The sequence below is a fragment of the Parabacteroides massiliensis genome (assembly GCF_900155425.1).
GTDB lineage: Bacteria > Bacteroidota > Bacteroidia > Bacteroidales > Tannerellaceae > Parabacteroides > Parabacteroides massiliensis.
In genome coordinates, this window is record NZ_LT700189.1 from 1417165 (window position 1) to 1441840 (window position 24676).

Sequence of the window (24676 nt, forward strand, 5' to 3'; positions counted from 1 at the left end):
TTGAGTAACACAAAAATTAAAACAAAATGAAGACATTTCAATTAGAAGGAAAGTCTAGAGAAGTAGCCGCTACTTCTGCAGACCAGAAGAGAGCCTTGAAGGCTATGCGTAAGAACGACGAAATTCCTGCTGTACTGTACGGCGGTGAAAAAGTATCTCATTTCACTATCGCAAAAGACAGTGTCCGTAACTTGGTTTACAGCCCTGAAATCTTTGTTGTAGAACTGACAATCGACGGCAAGAAGACAATGGCCATCGTTAAAGACATCCAGTTCCAGCCTGTAACCGACGCTATCCTGCACATGGACTTCATGGAAGTATCAGAAAGCAAACCGGTAGTAATGGAAGTTCCGGTTGTTTTGGAAGGTCACGCCGAAGGTGTTAAAGCCGGTGGTAAACTGAACTTACAGATGAGAAAGCTGAAAGTAAAAGCCCTTTACACAGCAATTCCTGAGAAATTACACATCAACGTCGATCACCTGGGATTAGGTAAGACTATGCAGGTTGGCGCATTACACTTCGACGGTCTTGAACTGATGAACGCTAAGAACGCTGTTGTTTGCGCCGTTCAGTTGACTCGTGCCGCTCGTGGTGCTCAGGCTAAGGCATAATAAAATTATTATTCCTAAATAATGTAAGGGGAGAATATTCAGCAGAGTATTCTTCCCTTTGTTATATACTAAAAACAACATAACGATGAAATATCTGATAACAGGACTTGGAAATATCGGCTCCGAATATTTAGGGACCCGTCATAACATCGGATTCCGCGTTGTAAACGCATTGGCTGAAGATGCCGGCGTCTCTTTCACGGAAGAACGTTATGGTGCAATCGCACGGATGCGTGTCAAGAACTGTGAGCTGATCGTACTGAAGCCTAACACATTCATGAACCTGAGCGGCAATGCCGTCCGCTACTGGTTGCAGAAAGAAAACATTCCGGTTGAGAACCTGTTAGTCGTAGTGGACGACCTGGCACTCCCCTTCGGAACACTCCGTCTGAAACCGAAAGGCAGCGATGCCGGACACAACGGACTGAAAAATATCCAACAGTTGTTAGGCACTCAAGAATACAGCCGTCTTCGTTTCGGTATCGGCAGCGATTTCCCGCGTGGAGGACAAATCAACTATGTGCTTGGCAAGTTTCCGCCGGAAGAACTCCGGGAGATGCCGGAAAAGATAAAACGGGCGGTAGAAATCATCAAAAGCTTCTGCCTGGCCGGCGTACAGAATACAATGAACCAATACAATAATAAATAAAAGGACAATTGTTTCTTGTCAAAAGTTTATGAATGAAGTTCGTATAGACAAATGGATGTGGGCCACCCGCATATTCAAAACACGTACCATAGCAGCCGAGGCTTGCAAGAAAAACAGGGTGATGATAAACGGGGTCAACGTAAAACCTTCCCGCATGATCAAGGTCGGAGAAGTGATTCAGGTACGAAAGCCGCCTGTCACCTTTTCCTTCAAGGTGCTCGATTTAACAGAGCGCCGTATGGGAGCCAAACTGGTGCCCGATTATCTGGAAAACGTTACGACTCCCGACCAATACGAGATATTGGAAATGAACCGCATATCCGGATTCGTAGACCGTGCACGAGGTTTAGGTCGTCCGACCAAGAAAGACCGTCGCGAACTGGAACAGTTTACCGATCCGGGAATGATGGACGACGGATTCGATTTCGATTTCGACTTCGAGGATCCGGAAGATGAAGAATAGGCCCGTTTCTCACAACAAAGGTTGTAGCTCCTTTTCGAATATCTGCCTGCTGATTATACGATAATGCGGCGAATAGGATTCTTCGAAAACCTGGCTGTGATGCCCTACATATTCACCTCGGTCCAAACGCTCTTCTATTTCTTTGCGGTCGGCTTCGTAATCGGGCAGGGAAAGTCCCATCGAACGGATAACAGACTCTATCCGAAGCCATTCTTTTTGCCACTCGGCAACCGTAACAGGCCGGATACCGTTCACGCTCCGGACAAATGCATCAAAGAATGTTTGATAAGAGATCCGGCCGTTTTTGATAACCGATAGGTTTACCCTGAGAAAGTTACCCTCCCAACCGGTCGGCTCCGCAACATCTCCGGCACACTCCGTATAGGAGGCAAGTTCGCGACGCAAGTAGTTGCCGGCAGCTGTCGTGTCGCTGATGATATGTCCGGGACCGAATTTATCCTGAAAGAAATTTTTGTATAAGTCTTTCAAGGTAGATTTCGGATAGGTTTGCATCTGCCGGGAGACGGCATCACGCACCGCTTTTTCGAAATCCTTCTTTTCTGTTTCTGTCGCTGAAAGACAAAGACAGAAAAGAAGGAATAAAGTCAGAAAACTGTATTTCCGCATTGCTTATCTAATTACTTCTTTTAGTTTCTTATGCAAATCCTCGCCAGTTATGTTTTTAGCGATTATCACTCCATCCGGATCTAACAGGACATTGGACGGAATCCCACGGACACCATAAAGAGCCGGTATTTCCGAATCCCAATATTTCAAATCGGAAAGGTGCGTCCAAGTCAGATTGTCGTCGGCAATTGCTTTCAGCCACTTGCTCTTATCCTTATCCAACGATATTCCCACAATCGTAAAGTTCTTATCCTTATATTCATTAAATGCCTTCACCACATTCGGATTCTCGCGACGACAAGGAGGACACCAGGAAGCCCAGAAATCCAGCAATACATATTTACCTCTGAAGTCAGACAGTGACACGGATACTCCCGCTGTATCCGGTAACGCAAATCCAGGAGCCACCTTCCCTATCTGCACATTTTCCAATTGCTTGATAATGCCATCCAAATCTTTCACATACGGGCAATCGGCCAGTTCGGGAGAAATCTTGGCACGAGTCGCTTTCAGTTCATCCAACGGCAGTTGATAAGTGAAGTAACGATACAGGAAAAAAGCAGCGGCAGGCGAAGCCGGATACTTGGTGACCAGACTGTCTATGTCATATCCTTCTTCAAAAACCTTTCCGGCATTTTCCTGAAAGATAGCATTGACAGGAGAGTTCCGGACCGTAATCGTTTCGCCGTCATTACTTATCTGCACATCCATATTTGTATTTTCGACAAAGAGCTGAACCGGATAATTCATATCTTCTGTTGCCAGACCAAACAATAACGGCTGGTCGACTTCTCCTTTAAAAGTAAACTTACCCTCTTTCACTTCTGCCGTATCGACATCAAAAAACATCTTATTCCGGAAAGACTTGAGATAGATTTTTCCATCCGTCCTACCGGTCACTTCGCCATTTATCACATAACCTTTCGGTGCTTCCTGACAACTCGCCAACGTCAGTGCCACCAGGGCTGTCGCTACTAATCGTTTCATTTCTATCTGTTTTGTTTATTATTTAATCTCAGGATGATGATACCGTCCCTTTTTCTGCGTTCCCTTTCCATATTCGATCGCACGAACCGGACAGCGGTGGATGCAAGCGACACACTGCACACAAGTATCCGCCCAAACAGGCTTCCCTGCCTGCATGCTGATCGTTCCGGTCGGACAGATCCGTTCGCATAACCCACAGGAAACACATGCATCCGTCACCCGAAAAGAATTACTTCCGATAGCCAGATGTGCAAAAAGAGGATAAATCCAGTAGCTTTTCAAACCGGGCATACTTCCTGTATGATACAAAGCGTCCGGCCGATGTTCCCGAATTGCATCGATAATCCCCGCCACACGCACTGGGGCTTCTTGCAATTTTCGCTCCTCCACTTCTTTGTCATCCACATCGAAACCAGGCAGCAAGATATAGTTGTTCGGCATAATGACAGAGTATGCAGCCGTAAGCGATATCGCCCTTTTTCCTAAAGCCTTTCCGATCAGCCGATCCGTATATCCACATTCATCCCCACAGGTAGAAACAGAACAGACCGGTTGCCCGGCATATCCGTTTAAAGTCAGACGGGAGATAAAACGGGTAACAGGCACTGCCGGCCCCCAGGAATGCACGGGATAGACGAACAATATCTTTTCATCCGGACGAACCTGATAAATCAAGTCTTTCTTTTCCTTATGCAGTTCATCCGCGATAGAAATCAGCGGTTCTCCTAACGCCTCACTCAGAGCCTTTGCCACCCAAAGAGAGTTTCCCGTTCCGGTAAAGTAAAATATCATATTCCTATTCTTGTTTGACGTACAAAAATACGGATAAATCAAGAATATCTCTTGCTTCTACCTTATTAAGAAACCTAAATAACAACGTTATGACTACAATTCCACATCCCAGATTCCGGCACTCTTTTCCAATTCCACCAAAGCCGTGCTGTAATTAAACAAGGTTTCGATGTACTGGGCTTGTACTTCATCGTAAGTTCGTTGTGCGTCAAGAACTTCCAGTAAAGATACTTCTCCTCGGTTGTAGCTGTATATCTTACCATCTATCACTTCACGTGCCTGGCTGAGCATACCTTTTTCATAATGCTCCACCTGCTTGGAGAAAGATTGATAACTACGATATGCCTGCATAACTTCTGTCTGAACCTGTAGCAACGCCTGCTGATATTGGGTTTCGGCCTGCTGTTCACGGAAACGGGCAGCACGGACAGCCCCCTTGTTGAAGTTGGAAAACTTCAAGGGGACGGCAATGCCGGCTGTTACTCCCGTGAAAGGAGGAGCAGGCGCTTCTTCGTTATACACGCGAGCATTACGGCTGACCGCAACAGACAGGTCCACATCCGTATTCCGTTCACGTCGGGCGACCTTCAAGGCACGAGAAGCGACCTCCTTATTCTTTAGGGCTGCCACCAGGTCGGCACGATTCTCCACGGCATTAGAAAGCAGATCCGCCATTATGAAATCGCGGGATGATATACGCAAGTCAGCTTGTGGCTGAAAAAGAGTGTCATGTGCAAATGTACCGGTCAGCAAGTTCAGATTGGAGAAAGCATTCTGCAACTCGGCATCAGCCTGCAACAGTTCGTTATGTAGTATTCCGGCTTCCAGACGACTCTGCGTAGCATCGATCTCCATGATTTTACCTAAAGAATGGCGGACACTGTCACTTTCCGCCAACTGCCGGATATTTTCGTAAGCATTCTCCTTTACTTTATACAATTCGTATTGTTTCAATGCCTCCAGATAGGAAACGGTAGCTTCCGAACGCAGATTGCGGAAATAATCGGCAAGTAATGCTTTCGTCAGTTCATTTTCACTGCGAGCAAGAGCTATGCCGGCACTACGTTTGCCAAAAGTAAACGTCTTGCTTAACTCGACTTCCACCCCCTCACCCATTTGGAGGCTGTTATTCTCATTATTAAAATAGGAAACGGACAAGTTCGGATCGTTGAAAACTTTGGCTGCCGTCACTTCAGCCTCCGATACGTTCACGTTCAGACGCTCTGCGGCGTACTCCAGGTTGCCTTCTACAACCTTCTCCATATATTGACGATAAGAAAGAGGAACGATTTGCTGGGCAGAAAGCGACAAAGTGCCACATAAACCGATTATAGACAAATATAATTTCATTACGATTCTATCTTATTGATTATTCAATTTATAACAACGACTCCCCGCTTCCGATACTTTTATCCACTTCCCGAAGCGGCTCTTTGTCGAGATAACGCTTCTCTACCATATAATATAGGGCAGGAAGCACATACAAAGTAATAACGGTTGCGAACAGCAAGCCATATACAATAACAGTTGCCAACGGGCGCTGCACATCCGACCCGATGCCGGTACTGAGGGATGCAGGTAGCAAACCGAGAACGGCAACCGTAGCAGTCATGAGGATCGGACGAAAACGATGCTTGGTCCCAGTAATAACCGATTCCTTGAAATCGCGTCCACGCGTACGGAGGTTGTTGATATGCGAAATCATTATGACTCCGTTCTGGATGGCGACTCCGATCAGAGCGATAAAACCGACCGCAGATGAGACGTTCAACGTCATTCCTCGCACATTCAACGCCAGCATACCACCAAACAGGGCCAACGGAACGACACACATCATCAAGGCCGCCTGCCGAAACTTGCCACAGGCGGCAAACAAGAGCAACAACATAATTCCCAAAGCCAACGGCACGACAGCGGCCAAACGGCTATAGGCACGATACTGGTTTTCGAATTGTCCGGCCCATTTGAGATGCATCTGTTCGTGATCGTACTTCACATCCCGGTCAATTATCTTATTCGCCTTATTCAAAAAGGCAGTCAGGTCGACTCCACGCAAGTTTACACGAACCGTCAGATGACGCTTGTTCATCTCGCGGGTAATAGTGCTGGCTCCGGTTGTCATCTTGATATCGGCAACCTGCGAAAGCGGTATCTTCGTTCCCGCATCCGTCGTGAGCAACAGATTCCCGATCCGTTCGGGTGAGTTGCGGCTGGCATCGTCGAAACGACAGATCACATCATAGCTCTTGCTGCCAAAAAAAATCGGGGAGATTGCTTCCCCGCCGATTGCCAACTCGATCAGGTCCGCCACATCCGACACATTCAAACCATACTGTGCAATACGGTCGCGGTTGGCAATAATCTGAAGCTGGGGAAGAGGCGGTTCCTGGTCCACGGCGACATCGGCCGCTCCCGGAATCGTCTTCAAGACATTGGCTACCTTTTCGGCGATGTGGCGTGTTTCGGTAACATCATCTCCATAGATTTTCAAAGCCAGGTCGCTATGCGCACCGGCAATCTGGTCCATCACCATGTCGATGATCGGCTGGGAGAAACCGACGGAGTAGCCCGGCATGGTAGAAAGCTTTTCAGACATTTCCTCGATCAGATCGGCTTTCGTCTTTCCATATTTCCATGTGCTGTAAGGTTTAAGGCCGACGCCACATTCGATATGAGACAGAGAAAACGCCTCCGCACCTTCATCGTCACGCCCAACCTGCGTCATGACATACGACACTTCATCAAACTGCTTCAACGTCTTGCGCAACTCGGCTCCCATTTCTTTCGACTTCTCGATAGAAATACCCGGAGGCAGCTGCACCTGTATCCAGATCGCCCCTTCATCCAAAGGCGGCAGAAAATCCTTGCCGACGGTATAACTCAGCACACCTGCGCCGACCAGGATTAGGACCAACGGCATCAGAACCCGTTTCGGCTTTTCCAACAGAGTCGTTATCTGCCTGTTGTATCCTTCCGAAAGTTTTTCGAGCCAACGGTTATGATAGAGCTTACGTGGCTTGCAATAAGCAAAGAAGGCCAATCCCGGAATCAACAATAAGGCCACACACAAAGCCCCGATCAAAGCATATCCCACCGTATAGGCCATTGGTGTAAACAGTTTTTTCTCGATATGCTCGAAAGCAAAAAGCGGAAGATAAGCCGTAATAATAATCAAGGTGGAAAAGAAGATCGGCCGCGCAACTTCAGTTGTACGGCGCAGTATGGATTCTTCTGTCAAGATTTCGTCCGAATTCTGCTCGCGTTTTTTCAACACCGTTTCCATCATCACGATCGCCCCATCGACCAGGATACCGAAGTCGATCGCCCCCAACGACAACAAGTTGGCCGGAATATCGGTAATATGCATCAGGATAAAAGCGATCAACAGGGATAACGGGATCGTCAAAGCCACCAGCAACGCACCCCGCCAGCTTCCAAGAAACAGGATCAGAACCAGCACGACCAGCACCATTCCTTCGAAAAGCGTGTGCGACACCGTATGTAAGGTCGTGTTCACCAGATCGGTACGATCCATAAACACATGGATGCGGGTTCCTTCCGGCAAAGTCTCGTTGTTCAGTTCCTCAACGGCAGCATGCACACCTTCCAAGACTTGCGAAGGGTTCTCTCCCCGTAACATTTGCACGATTCCTTCAACACCGTCGGATATATCTCGTACACCGTCCGTAAAGCCCAACACGCCTTTACGTTCCAGATTTCCATATTTCAAACGCCCTATATCATTCAGGTAGACCGGTACGCCATTTTCCGTCTTGATCACGATCCGCCCCAAGTCTTCCAAATCCTTCACCAGCCCGATCCCGCGGATTACATAGCTAAGATCGCCCCGACTCAACATGCTACCTCCAGCATTCACGTTGTTCTTTTCGATCTTCTCGGTGATATCACCCAGCGTCACGTCATATTGGTCTAACTTATGCGGGTCCACTTCTATCTGATATTGGGTCGTGATCCCGCCATAGTTACTGACGTCGGCAACACCGGTCACCTGTTTCAGACGCGGAATAATCACCCATTTATGCAGGTCTGTCAATTCGCGGCGGTCCAAGCGGTCGCTTTCCAACACATAGCGGAAGATTTCCCCCGTCGGTGAAGTCAGCGGGTTCAGCCCCGGAACTGCATCATAAGGCAGCTCCACATCGACAAGCCGTTCCTGTACACGCTGGCGTGCCCAATAATCCTCTATGCCATCATCGAAAACGAGTACGACCGTAGAAAGTCCGAACGTATTCTTACTGCGCATCACGTTCAGTCCCGGCATCCCGTTCATCGCCCTTTCGATCGGGATACTGATCTGTTGCTCTATCTCTTCGGCTGCCAGCCCCGGAACCTGGGTAACAATCTGGACAGTCGTATCGGCAATGTCTGGATAAGCATCGATCGCCAACTTTGTCCATGAATAATAACCGACAACTGCCAGAAACAAGAACAGGACGAACATCAGTCCTCGCCGATGTATCGCCAGATAAATAATCCTTTTCATAGCGTTTACCGTACATCAATTAAGTAAAAAGCTCCGGCGACGACAATCTCCTCTCCGGGAGCCAAACCCGACTGTACAACGGTTTTCTTCCCATCGTTAATACCTGTCGAGATCTTTTGTTTCCGGTAATTATTATTGCCCAGCGCAACAAGCACGTAGCAGTCATCTTCTTCCTGCAGAATCGCGGATGTCGGAATACGGATTACCTCGGCGGCCTTATCGCTCAACTTTACCGTGCCGTACATGGCAGGTTTCATCAGTCGCGCACTGTTGTCGCATTCGATCAGCACCTCCACCGAACGCGTATCTTCGTCCAGCATTTCGCTGATATGATAAATTTTTCCAGTAAACGGCTGTTCTGGCAGGGCAACCAGACGGATCTCCACATCGTCGAGTGCCTGCACCAGGTTCATATCCTTCTCCTTCACATGAGCTGCCACCCATACTTTATTCAGGTCGGCAATAACCGCAACCGGATCAGCATCTTCTTTCATATATTGACCGATCACAATATTATCCTTTACGATCTCTCCTGCTATCGGGGAACGGACGACAAGCGGCTGTCCCAATACCAGTTCGTCCGGATTGATCAGGAAAACTTTCAAAGCAGCTTCGGCATTTTCATAGTCTTTCTTCTTCAATTCATAATTCACCTCAGCCTCTTCCAGCTCCTTCTGAACACCGACCCGGTTCCGGATCAAGTCTTTCTCGCGCTTCAGGCTCTTCAAAGCCAACTCCATCTCCTGTTTTGCCTGGTAGTAAGCTTTTCCTGTCTCGAAAAACGAAGGGGAACTGATCTCGAAAACCGGGCTGCCCGGTACCACTTTCTGTCCGAGGCGGACGAATGACTTGCTGATACGTCCGGCAAACGGAGAAGCGATCTCCGCATAGTTAGCCGGAATCGCCTTTACAACCCCGGATGTACTGAACTCCATACAATAGGGTTCACGTACGACTTTCTCCGTTTTCAGACGGGACAGGATCGGCGAGTTCGCACCGATTTGTATGGTATCTCCTTTTAAAGTGACAGTGACAGACACCTCGTCATCCTGTTTGTTGGCATGACAAGCACCCAATACCATTGCCGGAAGCAATAGTAACAATATTCGTTTCATATAATATGTATTTATAGTGTTTGGCAATGCTCCCTGCATCTTTCGCAAAGCACAGGAAGCTTTTTTATATTTTTCGCATCTTCTTAATCGTTTCAACGGTGAAACTTTCAGACACGAGGAAGGACGTAAAGAAATACGTCCGTATACTTCTATTATATGAATGCAGGAGGAGCACGCAGATTTCTGCTACGGATGACCCGAAGAACAAATGTATAATCGCGTTGTAACAGAAATGTAGCAAGCAGGACCCAAACAATACCCAATATAAAAACAGGAGTATCTTCCAGGACAATATCATTCAGCAGATTGATCGTCTCGAAAGCCGCAGTACTATGGGTATGCTGGGGTTGCCCGTCCTGTCCGGGCAGATAGGGATGTGAGTGGATAATCGTGTAGGTAGGAAAATGGTGGACGTGGGTAAAGGCAACACTTCCTGTGTAGTAGCTGATAAAAAGCACCACTAACAGATATTTCAATATGGAATTGCGAAACACGCTCACTTGTCCAAAATTTTGCCTGCAAAGATATTTATTTATTTCCGTTATCGAGATATAAATCCGTCTCGTTTACCGGATATTTAGCTGAAATTCACTTGAAACACAAACTTTTTTATATCTTAATTTACATCACCATAACACACATAATATGAAAAGAGTTTTTTATCTGGGCAGCGATGGCTTGCATGGCTGCCCATTCGGTTCCGGAGGCGGCCCGCTCACCAAACAGTCAGACGGCTTCGTCTTGCCAAGACTTTCACTGTAGCTCAAGATCATTTCGATATTTTTTGTACCTTTGCAAACTCAATCGCAAATTAATTAGGTATATAAGATATGATAACGGTTAACAATCTGGACGTACAGTTCGGAAAACGTATCCTGTTCCAGGATGTCAATATGAAGTTCACACCGGGCAATTGCTACGGTATCATCGGAGCCAACGGTGCCGGTAAATCAACATTTCTACGTGTTATCAGCAAACAGCTGGACCCTACACGCGGAAGCGTGTCTTTAGGACCGGGTGAACGTCTTTCCGTATTGAGCCAGGATCACTTCGCATTCGACGAATATACCGTAATGGACACGGTGTTGATGGGGCACACGACCCTTTGGGAGGTGATGAGCGAGAAAAACGCCCTGTATGCAAAGCCCGATTTCAACGATGCCGACGGTATCCGCGTATCGGAACTGGAAGAGAAGTTCGCCGAGATGGAAGGTTGGAATGCCGAAAGCGACGCTGCCGCCCTGTTGAGCGGCTTGGGTATCGCGGAAGAATTCCACTACACGCTGATGAAAGACATGAGCGGTAAGCAGAAAGTACGTGTCCTGCTGGCACGTGCCCTCTTCGGACAACCCGACAACTTGTTGCTGGACGAGCCGACCAACGACCTCGACCTCGAAACCGTTATGTGGCTTGAAAACTATCTGGCTAACTTCGAACACACCGTGTTGGTTGTCAGCCACGACCGTCACTTCCTCGACTCTGTCTGTACGCATACGGTAGATATCGATTTCGGCAAACTGCAGATGTTCGCCGGCAACTACAGCTTCTGGTACGAATCCAGCCAGTTAGCACTCCGCCAGCAACAGAACCAGAATAAGAAAGCGGAAGAAAAGAAGAAAGAATTGGAAGAGTTCATTCGCCGTTTCAGCGCCAACGTAGCGAAGTCCAAACAGACGACCAGCCGCAAGAAGATGTTGGAGAAACTGAACATCGAAGAGATCAAGCCTTCTTCACGACGTTATCCGGGTATCCTGTTCACACCGAACCGCGAACCGGGCAACCAGATATTGGAAGTAAAAGGGCTGACGAAGTCCATCGACGGAAAAGTCCTGTTCCGGGATCTGAACTTCAACGTGGAGAAAGACGACAAGATCGTATTCATCAGTCACGATCCGCGTGCGATGACCGCTCTTTTCCAGATCATCAACGGAGAAGAAAAGGCCGATGCCGGAACGTATCAGTGGGGACAAACCATCACGACAACCTATCTGCCGCTCGACAACTCCAAGTATTTCAACTCGGATTACAACCTGATCGACTGGCTGAGCCAGTTCTCGCCCGACACGAACGAAGTCTTCCTGAAAGGCTTCCTCGGACGTATGCTGTTTTCCGGCGAAGAACTGTTGAAGAAAGTGAGCGTACTTTCCGGAGGAGAGAAGATGCGTTGCATGATCTCCCGCATGATGTTGACAGATGCCAACTGCATCATCCTCGACACGCCGACCAACCACCTGGACCTGGAATCCATTCAGGCATTCAACAACACGTTGCAGTCATTCAAAGGAAACATCCTGTTCTCCAGCCATGACCACGAGTTCATCCAGACGGTTGCCAACCGCATCATCGAGCTGACTCCGAACGGCATAATCGACCGGATGATGGAATATGACGATTATATTACCGATCCGATGGTTGCCGAACTGAGAGAAAAGCTTTACAAATAATGTAATGAAGAAAAGAATCCTCTTCCTCCTTGCCCTATATTGCTTGTGGCTGCCGCTACTGGCGATCCAGAAGCCTGTGTTTATGTTGTACCATCAGACCTTAGCGAGCGGATGCTCGCTAATCGATTACCTGAAGGTAATTACACACGGGTTGTTGTTGGACTGCACGATGGCGGGCTATCTGACGGCGTTACCTTTGCTGATGACGTTGGTTTCGGTTTGGTTGCCGGGAACTTTTTACAGGAAACTGCTGAAAGGATATTTCGGGATCATGGCAACATTGATCGCAGCGATCTTCTCCGTGGATGTGGCTTTATACGGCTATTGGGGATTCAGGCTGGATGCGACGCTTTTCTTCTATCTTCAATCACCCGCCGATGCGATGGCAAGCGTACCGGTGGGACAGTTCTTTGCCCAGTTGCTGATGTTTGCCGTATATGCTTTCGGGATATACGGGGCGTTGAAGAGGTTTATCGTACCGCTCTTTCCTAAAACACCGGTACGGAAACGGTTAGTAGGAAGTCTTATCATTATCCTGGCGGGAGGAATACTCTTCATCCCGATACGAGGAGGGGTAACGACTTCGACGGCAAACGTGGGGATGGTCTATTTCAGCCAAAACCAGTTCCTCAACCATTCGGCAATCAATCCTTGCTTCAGCCTGATTGCTTCACTTAGCAAGCAACAGGATTTTGCATCACAATTCAATTTCTTCCCGGAGGAGGAAAGAAAGGAAATAATGGGAACCTTGTCCCCGTACCCGATACGGAGTGGCAAAGGGACAAACCCCACAGATGCAGATTCACGGCAAGAGCCTCCGCAAGCCCTTCTCAATACCTCTCGTCCGAATATATTGATTATCCTGATGGAAAGTTTCTCGGCAAACGCGATCGGAGCGGTAGGCGGAGATTCCGTCATTACGCCTAACCTGAACCGGTTGAGCCGGGAAGGAGTACTTTTCACAAACATGTATGCCAATTCGTTCCGAACAGACAGAGGAATCGTTTCGGTGCTGAACGGATATCTGGCTCAGCCGACTACTTCCATCATGAAGTATCCGGCAAAAAGCCAAACGCTCCCTTCCATTGCCAAGAGCCTGACAAACGAAGGATATGTTGCCGACATGCTGTATGGCGGAGACATCAACTTCACTAATATGCAGAGTTATTTCTTCAGTTCCGGTTACAGCCGGATCACGGCTGACCGTGATTTTCCTCTTACCAGCCGCCTGAGTAAATGGGGAGCGAACGACGATGTGACGTTCCGCCACCTGTATGAAGACATCAAAAACCGGGACAACCAAGCACCCTGGCTCAGTACCTTCCTGACGTTAAGCAGCCATGAGCCATTTGAAGTACCCTACCACCGGTTAGACGAAATGGGGCTGTATCCGAACTCGGTTGCTTTCACGGACAGTTGTATCGGCAACTTTATTGACAAACTGAAAGAGCTGCCGGTATGGGAGAATACACTGGTCATTTTTGTTTCCGACCACGGATATCCTTACCCGAAAGATGTGGTCAACTATGAACCTCGCCGCTACCATATTCCGATGCTCTGGATCGGCGGTGCGGTGAAAGAACCTGTCGTGATTGACAAATTAGCCAACCAGACGGATCTTGCCGCCACCTTGTTGAACCAGTTAGGAATCGATCACGACGCATTCACTTTCAGCCGGAACATCCTAAGCCCCGATTATCCGGAATATGCTTTCTATACTTATTCCAACGGGTTCGGGTTTATCGACAGCACCGGTATCTCCGTCTATGACAACGAAGGGAACAAACCGCTGATCGAAACGCCTCGCGAAGGCAGTGACCTGCGACTCCGCAAAGGAAAGGCGCTCCTGCAAACCCTGTACGACGATTTAGGGAACCGATAACCTTTCCTATTACTCTCTGCAATAGCGACTCACGCCTATTCCTCTTGTTTCTCTTCCGTCAACAGTGTGCCATCATCATCCCAGGTACGCCAAACACCACTTTTTCTTCCTTTGGTATAAAACATCTCGAAGCGGAGAACGCCTTTATCGTTCCACACCCGCCAAGGACCGTCTTTCAGCCCCTCTTTATAGGAAGCGATACCTGTCAGTTGTCCGGCTTCGTTATAAGTACGCCACTCTCCATGAAAGATGCCATGATAGTAAGAACGGACTTCCGCAATCTTACCGTCAGGATAATAAATCACATAAGTTCCTTCGGGACGGCCGTCTTTGAGGAAAAGCTCCATCTTCAACATACCGTCATCATAAAACTCGGTATAACGGCCGGTGTAAGGAGTTGTTTGAGACTTGTCCGTATAATACTGGCCTTCGCTAAGGAACAAGTCCTGCGCCTGGATCACCAGGGCAGAACTTGCCAACAATGTCGATGTTAATAATAATCTCTTTATCATCCTTTTTAATATTCAGTGTTCTGCGGATCCCAGTTTGTCCAACCTGCTGTCCAATCGTTCGTTCCGTCAAAAGCTCCTTTGTAGGTTACTTTTTCGAAGAATCCGTTGTTCAAAACTTCATCAACAAATTCGGCACCTTGTACGACAGAAGCAACGACAGAAGAATAATCGCCATCTTTTGAGATAATCTCGTTGGTTGTTGCCAAAATCGTATTGTTGCCGGCGCGGTTGAAGAAGTTCTCGCTAACCTTTTCATCATCATAGAAATTCTTCCACATACCGGCAAAGATTACATTCTTCACGGCGATACCGTCGTTAGCCGTACCTTTCTTATCCGTTGCACGAAGTCCGTAAGGCCATCCTGTGAATACAGAGTTATAGACGTTCAGGCTCGAATTACGGCGTAAGTGCATAGCTGCTTGAAATTTACCTCCTTTAGCACCATTGGCGGCATCGGCTGTCTTTGCTTCAACCTCGGCTTGTGTCATATCGGATACTTTTCCGTAGAACGGACCGATCAAGGTCACGTTTGAAAAGACAGGTTTCGTAAGCGGAGTGTTGGAAGAACCACTTCCGTCATTATCGGATTCGAAACCGTTAGAGTCGGAAGTATCGGCGATATCCTTGTCACGTACGCTCAACAAGAACTGCAAGTTACCGGTATAGCCATAATCGGTATCGAAATCATCGTCCCAACCCTTGTATGCCACCAGGTGTTTGGCATTGACCGTTCCTCCGAACCATTCATACGAATCGTCATTGGAATAAGACACCTGTATGAATTCCACTTCCGTACCGCTACCGACTCCTCCGAATGTCAGACCGTTGATCTCTTTGTCCGGTTCCAAAGGATAGCCGGCAAACTCAATGCGGACATATTTCAACTTTCCTGAACTTTCACCGTTAAATTCATCGGAGGTCGTATTGCCATATTCCGTTCCCGGTCCACCTTCAATAACCGGTCTTTTAGTTTGGTTTACACGGGCATTGCCACAAATAATCAAGCCTCCCCAATCTCCCGTCACACGTTTACCCGGTTCTTTATCGGAAGTAAAGACAATCGGTTTGTCAACCGTTCCCTCAGCCATGATCTTCGCTCCAGGTTCGATAATCAAAGATGCAGCTTTTTCACCGGGAGCAACAGATATACCCTTGATAATCGTTCCTGCTTCGATTGTCAAGGTAGCCCCCGACTTTACATAAACAAAACCTTTCAGATAGTTCTTATCTGCAGCATTCAACGTAAGATCGGATGTGATCTCACCCTCCAGAATCACCTCATGGAAAGACGGAGCATCTTTTGAAATAGTCACGGCGCAAGTAGCTGTCTTATTGCCGTCTTTTGTCGTAGCGGTGATCGTTGCAGCACCCTCAGCAACCCCAACCACCTTACCGGCATCTACTGTTGCCACCTTTTCATCGGATGAACTCCATATTATCGTTTTATCTGTTGCATCGTCCGGAGTAATCGTGGCGGACAATATCACAGACTCACCCACCTTGACAGTTGCAGTCGTAGGGCTTACGGCAACAGCCGACACTGCTATAGAACCATCGGGCTTGTCATCTTCACTACAAGATACAGTTCCAAACATAACGGCCAATGCACATACAGAGGCCAAACTTTTCAATAGAAATCTGTTCATAATAAAAACATTTTGTTTGTAATAGAGATATATTCTGATTCACTTTAAAACTTAAGGGAAACACCGATATTAATATCCACTCCCGGACGATAGCTGCGTACCAACTGTTCCCGTTCACGCTTGCCTCCATTCTCGTCCGTCAGCTTCACGAACTGCTTGTATTCGATTTTGGAGTTCAGCATATCCTGGATTCCCGCCTTGATCTCGACAACCTTGCCTATCTTCTTCGAGAAGGTCAGGTCCAGAGAGTTACGAGGCATCTCATATATGTCGGGAATATCTTCATTCTGGTTCTGCATTGGAACACCGACCGACTCGATACGTTTCCCGATACGGTTGTAAAGCAGCGAGGCTGAGATTCCTTTGTCGTCATGTTGATAAAACAGACCGGCATTCACCAGATAAGGAGATTGCCCCGCCAACGGCCGGTCACGTTCAGGCGCTCCATCCTCAAAGCGAACACGGCTATGGATATAGGCGGCATTGCAAACCAGGCTCAACCCTCTCAATCCGATAAAGTCGAGTTTTTTCTTCACATCCAGCTCAAGACCGAACGTCTCGGCATTCTTAGCATTGTGATAGGTATATTGCAAACCGGAACCCGCCTCGTTATAGGTTTCCTCTATCGGATCCTTAAATCGTTTGTAGAAAGCTCCGACCGTTATCATCTCGCCGGATGCCGGATAGAATTCATAACGTACCTCCAGGTTGTCAGCATAGGCGTTCTTCAATTCGGTATTACCGACGATATTCGCATCTCGCTCGAAATTAAAATACACATATGGCACTACCTCACGAAACTCCGGCCGGTTGACCGAGCGACCATAAGCAGCACGCATAAGGTGTTTCGCAGACAGGTTGTAAGAGACATTGATGGAAGGGAAGAAATCGGTCGTCCGGTTATCCAGGTGGACCGGAGTCGTACCGTCCGAACTATAACCATCCATTTTCAGGTTATAGTATTCCATGCGGACACCGATATTGGCATTCAGAGCCTCTCCGTAGTTCAACTTGGCAGAGACATAAGCTGCTCCCAAGATATTTTCGGATGTATAGGAATCACTGTTTGTCGTCGTCTCACGCATCCATATCCGGTCTGCCGAAATGTTTTCATCGCAGAACAACCCTGTATAATCCCAGTCGGCATACCGGTCATATCCTTTGCCCAACAGATTGTAACCGAACCGGCGGGCATCAAACGTACGGTTCTTATATTCTCCGTAGGCACCCCCATTAAGCACAGGAGTGAACTTATCGGAGACCGTAAACTTATGTTCATAATTAGCGGCAAGCGAAGCACTGTGATCCTTCAGGTCTTGATAGTAGCGCATCGGATCGGAGACATAGTAGTTCGGTAAGTCTGTCTTTGTCTCATCGAGGATAGAATTCACGATCTTACGGTCCGGCTCCCGATAGGATGCAAAGGCATAACCGGCAGTCCAGTCTACTTTGTTGATATTCTCTTGCAACGTATGTGTGCCACTGAGCTGTCCTGAGTAGGTCGTGCGTCCGGTATAAAGGGATTCCCACTTGCGAATATCCTTGTCGGAGTAATAGTTCATCCCAGCCCGTTGTGTCAAAGCAGAAACTCCACGCTGACTGAAAAAGTTACGGAACTCATACTTATGGCCACCTTTCATAAACGACCAGTTGAACAGGGCTCCTAACTTAGAAGTATTCTTATAGCGAACATCATTATATTCAAAGCGAGGACGTGAGACATCGTTCGCCACATCATAGGCAATATAGTTGTTATTCACCGTTTCCGAATAATCGTAGCCGGTACTCCAGTTTACATTCGTAATATTTCCGATTTTCCAGTCGCCAGTATCATACGAACGATGCGAAGTGAGCGATATCTTTTGGTCCGGAATAGCCGTAAAACGATTGATCTCCCATCGCTGGTTGATCCGGCGCGTAAAGGCAGCGGCTTCCTCTATCGAATAATCCCCTAAATGAGAGGGGAAAGATGATGGCAGACTCCGTGCGCCGGCTCCAAACCCAAAGTAATCTTTCCAACTCCCGTCTGTCAGCCGAAAACTTTGGAAAGTAGCATTTGTATTGAATCCCATTTGATAAGAGACATTGAAAGTGTTCCCGTCCGGTATATTCTTAGTCATCACTTGCACAAATCCTCCTGAGAAATCAGCAGGCAATTTGGCTGACGGACTTTTATAGACCATCATATTGTCGATCAACGAAGAAGGGAGCACATCGAATGAGAAAGCCCGGCTGTCCGTCTCGCTTGAAGGAGTGGTCGCATTGTTCAGCCATACATTATTATATCGTTGCGCCAAACCTCGGACCACCACAAACCGATCATCCACAATCGTAAGGCCCGGAATACGGCGCAACACCTCGGCAGCATCACTATCCTGCGTCTTGCTGATCTGTTGGGCGGAAATGCCGCTTACGACCGGCAAACTTTTCCGCACCGTATTGATTATAGCGGTTTCTGTTCCTAATTTCCGCTGTGCCACGACCACTACGTTCTGAAGTTGCAGGTCTGCATCGGACAGTTCGATCCTCAACACCGATTCCTGGTGTGCTTTCACCACGACATCCTGGATGGTTTCCGATTTATAAGAGACATAAGAAGCGATAATCGTATATTTTCCCGGTTTGACATTCTCTATACGGAAGTTTCCCTCCACATCGGCAATCGCTCCCACCGTAGTCCCTTCGATCACGACAGAAGCGCCGATCAGCGCATCTTTGAATTTGGCATCCGACACCGTTCCGCAGATAACGCCCGTCTGCGCCCAGACTGACAGTGAGAGAAAACTTCCCAACAACAAAAGAAAGAACCTCTTCACATTTCCTGTTTCACACTTGTTTTCCATTCCTCTTAATACTTGTTACATTCATTTATTCGTTGGCAAAAGTAGACGGAACGTATTGCAGGATGATGTAAACGAGATTACATTATAAAAACGATTATTACAAACCGTTTACAACAAAAAAAGAAATAATCCCTTCATCGACCGAAAACATTTCTCTCCTCCCCCATAACAGATTTGAATAAAAAAGAACAGTCGAGAAGCTATTTTATAGTATCTTTGGAAACAATTAATATCGTAAGATGGCTATGTGAAGAATGAGACACATAGCATCAACGGCAGAATGGACATACATATCTTATATATCATCGCGTATGCCACCAGCATCACTTCATGCCTGGGCAGTTGTGTCATCCTGCTGTTCCTGAACCACGGAAACATCGAGACCAACCCTGTCTATTTGAAGGCACGACGCATCCTCGCACTTGCGACCTTCCTCGTAGCTGCCGGTCACATCGTCTCGCTTACCGTCAGAAAATGGCAACCCGTCGTGTTGGACATCGCCTCGTTTCCCGTCGTTCTGATCGCCTCTTCGCAAGCCCTGTTGTTCACTTTTTCGTTGATCCTGCTGTTCAATGGGCAATATGTCACCCGGCGGCGAATCCTACTGTACGCTGCCCCTTCCCTTCTCTTCACCTTGGCTTACATCGGCGCATCCTTGATCTGGAAGGATCATCCCGTCTATATATATCAGGGATGGGAATCATTGGTTATAAATCCGCCTTTCCTAATCCGCTCACTCTATCTACTGACGTATATCATCCAGTTAGGCTTCTATACGAAACTGTTCCTACGCGAACGGCACATCTACCTCTCCCTCTTGGGAGAAGTGAAACCCGAAGACAGGTGGCTCAAGCTCGGACAGGTGACCAACGCGTTCTTCCTCGCAGCCGGTATCGGTCTTTGTGCGCTGAGCCTCGCCTTGAATCCGCATTTGCCACACGAAATCTTCGTGACCTTCCTGTTCGCTGTCTTCTATTTTGCTTTCGGAATCTTCTACGCGAATTTCAGTTCCACATACCAGAATGTCCGGACTCGCATCCGTGAACAAAATACTCTCTTTTCTCCTCCCGCTGAAGCAGACATGGATGAATTGATCTGCTACCTGCAACCGGATGACGACAACAACCGTCTCTTCAAAGACATAGAAGCCTACTTCAAGAAGGAGCAACCCCATCTGGATCCGAACTTCAAAATATCCGACCTACCCAAAGCAATCGGTGCAAACCCGCACAAGCTATCGACCGCCGTTGGCCGCGCTACAGGGCTGACAGTCCAGGATTATGTACTTCGCATCCGTATCCGCCATTCTGCAGACTTGCTGTTACTGCCCGAAAATGCCGACCGTAAGATCGAAGACATCGCTTTCTCCTCCGGTTTCCAGTCTACAAGTACCTATAACCGGAATTTCATGAAACTAATGAAAACAACTCCTTCTCTGTTCCGGAACCGCCTCTGATAGGAATACCCCTGTCTCCTGATAGAAACACCTCTATCCATTCGGGAAAAAGACTCACCCTGCGCATCTTTCGCGGATTTCGACCATAACTTTACGGATTTTAGGCATCCTTTCCACTCTTTTCCCCACATCTTTGCCGTCGAACGGTTAACGTCCGGCTTACCACCGGGCACTAATACATTACCATCATGCCCAACGAAGAAAAAACAATTCTAATAATTATATGTATATGAAAAGAGATTTATTACGTAAAAAGACAATACGGCAAGTGCTTGCCGTATTGGTTAGCATCATGATGCTAACGCCGGTACAAAAAGGATGGGCACAAAACCCACAATTCGGTAATGATCCTGGGACGCGAAGTTCGGCTACAACACCAAACGACCTGCAAAGCACGGCTGCCTTACGGTCGTCTTCTGTACAGGCAGCAAACATCCCCAATGTCATGCTGACGAAAGGAAGTACAACCCTGCTGACAAAAACAGGCGATACGGGAATAAGCATATCCCCCGACAGCCTTGTGAAAATCCATAATCCGACAGAAGGCACGACATCCGATCCTGTCGGATGGAACACAGCTTTCAACCAGATACAACCGGGAGAAGAAATCCACTTGTACCAGAATGTCACACTGACAAACACCGTGCATGTACTACCTGCCGAAGACTGCACGATAGACGGTAACGGATACGAACTTCATTACACTCAAAACGGAACAGAGAAAACACTCGTGCTCGATGCCGATATCACGTTCAAGAATATCAAACTATTCGACGGGCTGATTGCCTGGGGCCACAAAGTGGTATTCGAAAGCGACATAACCCTATCCGGCAACTACAGTGTCTGGGGCGGAGAGTATCGTAACGAAGGACACACAATCAACGGACGGGAAGACTATGTTATTGAAAACACACACATAACCATCAAAAGCGGAGCGTTTTTTAATATATACGGAGGAAGTTCCGACGGAGAGATCACCGGCTCAACGTATGTAAAGATAGAAGGCGGGACATTCAACGATATCTATGGCGGCAACAGTCATGCGGATGCCAAAGCCATACCCGGAAATACGGAAGTCGCCATCAGTGGCGGAACATTTAACGGGAATGTTTTCGGAGCCTGTTTACGCGGTTCGGTACAAGGAACTGCCAACCTGTCGATTTCGGATAATGCCATATTCAACGGGCATGTATTCGGTGGCAGTTCGGCAGAAGAGGCTACCGTTAAGGACATAAATGTTAATATATCCGGTGGAACATTCTATCTTGGTTCCAACAATTGGGTTTACGGAGGCAGTAACCTCGCTCCGGTAACCGGAACCATCACGATGCTTATTTCGAGAGGTACTTTCAATGGTTTCCTGGCATGCGGTGGCAACGATGTCAAAGCAACCACCCAAAACACATCACTAACCATCACCGGCGGGATATTCTATAAATGGGTATATGGCGGAGGCGGTAACGGCCCGGTAACAGAAACAGCCAAAACGAATATATCCGGCGGAACATACGCCGGAAGCATATGCGGTGGAGGATTAAATGCTTCCGCTACGTGCGGAAATACGGACATGACCTTATCCAACGTCTCATTAGGTAATAACACTTGGGTGTACGGTGGTGGCGAAGAAGGAGGTGTCATCGGTTTAGCCAAAGTAACCGTCAAAAGCGGAACCATCAATAAAACCGTATATGGAGGAGCCGGAGGATGGAATACGGGTGCTGCTTGCGGGAACACGGAAGTAGTCGTCGAAGGCGGGACAATCGGCTGGGTATACGGTGGCGGTAATGCAGGCTATGTTACAGAGACAGCCAAAGTAAACATATCAGGCGGTACCGTGGTAAATAATGTCTACGGAGGCGGCTGGAGCGGAAATGTCACCGGAACAGCAACAACGAGCGTCTCCGGCGAAAACACGGCTGTTAATGGTTTTATCTTCGGAAGTACGGAAGGGAACGGCACGGTAGGCAACACGAATGTGACGGTTAACACATCCGTGAACAATCCCATCGAGGAAGTACATGGAGCAGGTATAAACTATAATAATACAGTGCACGGGGAAGTAACGGGAGATGTCAATGTCACTATCCTGAACGGCAAAATCACTCAAAACCTGTTTGGCAGCTCATCGGCTGTCGGGGGGAAAATCGACATAAACGTGAAAGGAGGGGAGATTAGAAGAATAGGCGGAATCCAGAGCGGCTTAAGCGCAGACTCCCCTACCCCCACCTACGACAGGACAGTATGGATTACCGTAGAGGGAAGTAATGCTTCCATTGATGAGATAGACAGCAGTGGCGAACACAAAACGCATCTAACCTACAAAAACTGCGGGACAGCCGATACCCCCTACCCGATTTCCGAATTGTGGTCCATCGATAAAGTCACCTTGGATAATTCCTTTATCAAAGAAAAGGATTCTAAAACAGCTTTCCGTATCGACATAGGAAATAAAGAAACAATGGAAATAGAAGGAAACGGACTCACCGGAGACTTCCATATAATCAATCTGAGCGGGATAATAGCCGACAATCAGACTATTATCCGTGCTCCAGAGCTGTCGGGAACATACAGTTTCATACACAAGACAGACAATAAGACGCTCTACAAAGCCGGTCCGACCTATCGCTATCCTGGCAACAACACGCTCCATAGGGTAAACATCCAAACACCGGAGGCCATCATCGGAACCCTGACCGTCAAATGGGATGAAACAGTATTGGAAAACGGAGACCAGATACCTGACGGGGCAGAATTGACGGTCACGACTACCACCACGGGAAACACATTGACAGTCAAGAACAATGGGACTCCGGTCGAGAATGGAGTACTCACTGTCACAGCTGATGTGAACCTCACAGTCTCAATTGACGGAGGTCTTGACCTCGCAAGCCAGACTACCGACATAACCATCAGCAAAACAGGCGACCAATGGCAATACCTCGCATCAGACTTGAAAAGCACAGGCCTGACAGATTTCAATGGAATTGTAACTGGGACATTGCCCAACAACAAAACCATCCTGATCGATGGAGCTGCCAAAGGCGAACTGACCTTCGATAACGTCAAAGTAGATGCTGGCAGTACCGGTACGGCAATCACGATAGCCTTAGGAACTGATATCGGGATCAAAGGTTCGTTGGAAGCGAAAACATCCGACAGCACAGCTCCTGCCATTGCCAACAACGGTAGTATCACGACAACTACCGATACAAACATTACGGCAATAAATTCCAGCGATAACACCAAAGGTATTAGTGTCTCCGACGGAGCGACACTGCTCCTCACAGATGGTTCGACCCTCACAACGTCAGGGATCAACAATGCCACCGGCGGCACAGTCGTTGCCCGGAAAGGTTCGAATGTCAGCAACAGTACAAGCGGAGGAAGCGACCTGCTAAGCGTTACGATCACGTCCCCGGACAACGGCAATACCCTCACCGTAAAAGCAGGCAACATCACCATTGCATCCGGCGACAAAGTAACAGAGAATACCTCATTGACGCTTACCGCCACACCTGCTGCCAATTATTCGTTGGAGAAGATAACCGTAACATCCGAAAACGGCAGCGCTACAGATATCGCTAACAACGCCGGTTATACAATAGAAACAGCGGCAATCAGCATCGCGGCCTCCTTCAAGTATAACCCGCCGTATATTCCGCCGGTAACCTCCTACTACACCGTCACTCTCCCATCTGTGGAAGGTGCGACGTTCAGCAAGAAAGTTGGTGATCATACGGTCGAGGAAGGCTACAGTTTTACCTTCACCATCACCCTGGATGAAGGCTACAGCGAATCAGTTCCCATCGTTACCACCGACCGTGGCGAGACGATCACCCCGGACGTATCCGGAAGATACGAGATCGGCAACGTGACGGAAGACATCGTCGTCTCCATCTCCGGCATTGTAAAGAATCTTCCGACAGGCATCGAAGCTGTCGAAACGGACATGAAGATATGGGCTGCCAACGGCACGCTCTTCATTCGCACCTCTTCCCCACAACAAGTGCAGGTGGTAAACCTCACCGGCAGTACAGTCCTCTACCGTAAAATTCCGGCAGGCGACACACGGCTCGAAGGTCTGCCGGCAGGCGTCTACATCATCCGCCTCTCCGAGAAAACAGTGCAGAAAATAGTCCTATAAT

Annotated in this window: 17 protein-coding genes; 7 read left to right on the top strand and 10 right to left on the bottom strand. The window is 47.9% G+C overall.

The window, feature by feature from the left end:
• Positions 1 to 26: 26 nt before the first annotated feature.
• The 3 genes from BQ9893_RS06045 to BQ9893_RS06055 all read left to right on the top strand — a co-directional run bounded on the left by BQ9893_RS06045 (position 27) and on the right by BQ9893_RS06055 (position 1723).
• Positions 27 to 611, top strand: coding sequence for a 50S ribosomal protein L25/general stress protein Ctc (locus BQ9893_RS06045; RefSeq protein WP_075965178.1), 585 nt, complete (start codon positions 27 to 29; stop codon positions 609 to 611).
• 85 nt (positions 612 to 696) lie between these two features.
• Positions 697 to 1260 carry an aminoacyl-tRNA hydrolase gene (gene pth, locus BQ9893_RS06050; protein WP_075965179.1) on the top strand — a complete coding sequence of 188 codons (564 nt, stop codon included), beginning with the start codon at positions 697 to 699 and terminating at the stop codon, positions 1258 to 1260.
• A 28-nt stretch (positions 1261 to 1288) separates the two neighbouring features.
• Positions 1289 to 1723: an RNA-binding S4 domain-containing protein gene (locus BQ9893_RS06055; protein ID WP_075965180.1), complete on the top strand. Its 435-nt coding sequence runs from the start codon at positions 1289 to 1291 to the stop codon at positions 1721 to 1723.
• A gap of 9 nt (positions 1724 to 1732) precedes the next feature.
• Here BQ9893_RS06055 and BQ9893_RS06060 read toward each other — a convergent pair whose 3' ends face one another.
• From BQ9893_RS06060 to BQ9893_RS06090, 7 genes are all read right to left on the bottom strand, one after another.
• A complete protein-coding gene (locus tag BQ9893_RS06060; protein ID WP_075965181.1) occupies positions 1733 to 2350 on the bottom strand; it encodes a hypothetical protein in 618 nt (205 codons plus the stop codon).
• A 3-nt stretch (positions 2351 to 2353) separates the two neighbouring features.
• Positions 2354 to 3337, bottom strand: coding sequence for a TlpA disulfide reductase family protein (locus BQ9893_RS06065; protein WP_075965182.1), 984 nt, complete (start codon positions 3335 to 3337; stop codon positions 2354 to 2356).
• 18 nt (positions 3338 to 3355) lie between these two features.
• Positions 3356 to 4129: an EFR1 family ferrodoxin gene (locus BQ9893_RS06070; protein ID WP_075965183.1), complete on the bottom strand. Its 774-nt coding sequence runs from the start codon at positions 4127 to 4129 to the stop codon at positions 3356 to 3358.
• A 93-nt stretch (positions 4130 to 4222) separates the two neighbouring features.
• Positions 4223 to 5479, bottom strand: coding sequence for a TolC family protein (locus tag BQ9893_RS06075; protein WP_075965184.1), 1257 nt, complete (start codon positions 5477 to 5479; stop codon positions 4223 to 4225).
• A 28-nt stretch (positions 5480 to 5507) separates the two neighbouring features.
• Positions 5508 to 8633, bottom strand: a complete 3126-nt coding sequence (locus BQ9893_RS06080) for an efflux RND transporter permease subunit (RefSeq protein WP_075965185.1) — start codon at positions 8631 to 8633, stop codon at positions 5508 to 5510.
• A 5-nt stretch (positions 8634 to 8638) separates the two neighbouring features.
• Positions 8639 to 9748: an efflux RND transporter periplasmic adaptor subunit gene (locus tag BQ9893_RS06085; RefSeq protein WP_075965437.1), complete on the bottom strand. Its 1110-nt coding sequence runs from the start codon at positions 9746 to 9748 to the stop codon at positions 8639 to 8641.
• 152 nt (positions 9749 to 9900) lie between these two features.
• Entirely contained in the window at positions 9901 to 10248 is a 348-nt protein-coding gene (locus BQ9893_RS06090; protein ID WP_075965186.1) for a hypothetical protein, read from the bottom strand.
• 330 nt (positions 10249 to 10578) lie between these two features.
• Between BQ9893_RS06090 and BQ9893_RS06095 the strand changes: the two genes are divergently transcribed.
• Both BQ9893_RS06095 and BQ9893_RS06100 read left to right on the top strand, forming a co-directional pair.
• Positions 10579 to 12192, top strand: coding sequence for an ABC-F family ATP-binding cassette domain-containing protein (locus BQ9893_RS06095; protein ID WP_075965187.1), 1614 nt, complete (start codon positions 10579 to 10581; stop codon positions 12190 to 12192).
• 4 nt (positions 12193 to 12196) lie between these two features.
• On the top strand, positions 12197 to 14074 hold the full coding sequence (locus tag BQ9893_RS06100) for an LTA synthase family protein (RefSeq protein ID WP_075965188.1): 1878 nt from the start codon (positions 12197 to 12199) through the stop codon (positions 14072 to 14074).
• Positions 14075 to 14109: 35 nt separating this feature from the next.
• Here the strand turns inward: BQ9893_RS06100 and BQ9893_RS06105 are convergent, their stop codons facing one another.
• Genes BQ9893_RS06105 through BQ9893_RS06115 form a run of 3 tightly spaced genes read right to left on the bottom strand, consistent with a single transcriptional unit; the run spans position 14110 to position 19075 of the window.
• Entirely contained in the window at positions 14110 to 14586 is a 477-nt protein-coding gene (locus tag BQ9893_RS06105) for a toxin-antitoxin system YwqK family antitoxin (RefSeq protein WP_075965189.1), read from the bottom strand.
• A 5-nt stretch (positions 14587 to 14591) separates the two neighbouring features.
• Positions 14592 to 16232, bottom strand: coding sequence for an Ig-like domain-containing protein (locus BQ9893_RS06110; protein WP_075965190.1), 1641 nt, complete (start codon positions 16230 to 16232; stop codon positions 14592 to 14594).
• A gap of 44 nt (positions 16233 to 16276) precedes the next feature.
• A complete protein-coding gene (locus tag BQ9893_RS06115) occupies positions 16277 to 19075 on the bottom strand; it encodes a TonB-dependent receptor (RefSeq protein ID WP_075965191.1) in 2799 nt (932 codons plus the stop codon).
• 247 nt (positions 19076 to 19322) lie between these two features.
• On the opposite strand from BQ9893_RS06115, the gene BQ9893_RS06120 reads away from it, so the two are divergent.
• Together BQ9893_RS06120 and BQ9893_RS06125 are read left to right on the top strand one after the other, a co-directional pair.
• Positions 19323 to 20531: an AraC family transcriptional regulator gene (locus BQ9893_RS06120; RefSeq protein WP_244155066.1), complete on the top strand. Its 1209-nt coding sequence runs from the start codon at positions 19323 to 19325 to the stop codon at positions 20529 to 20531.
• Between the two features lie 229 nt (positions 20532 to 20760).
• On the top strand, positions 20761 to 24675 hold the full coding sequence (locus tag BQ9893_RS06125; RefSeq protein ID WP_139322566.1) for a beta strand repeat-containing protein: 3915 nt from the start codon (positions 20761 to 20763) through the stop codon (positions 24673 to 24675).
• Position 24676: the final 1 nt, after the last annotated feature.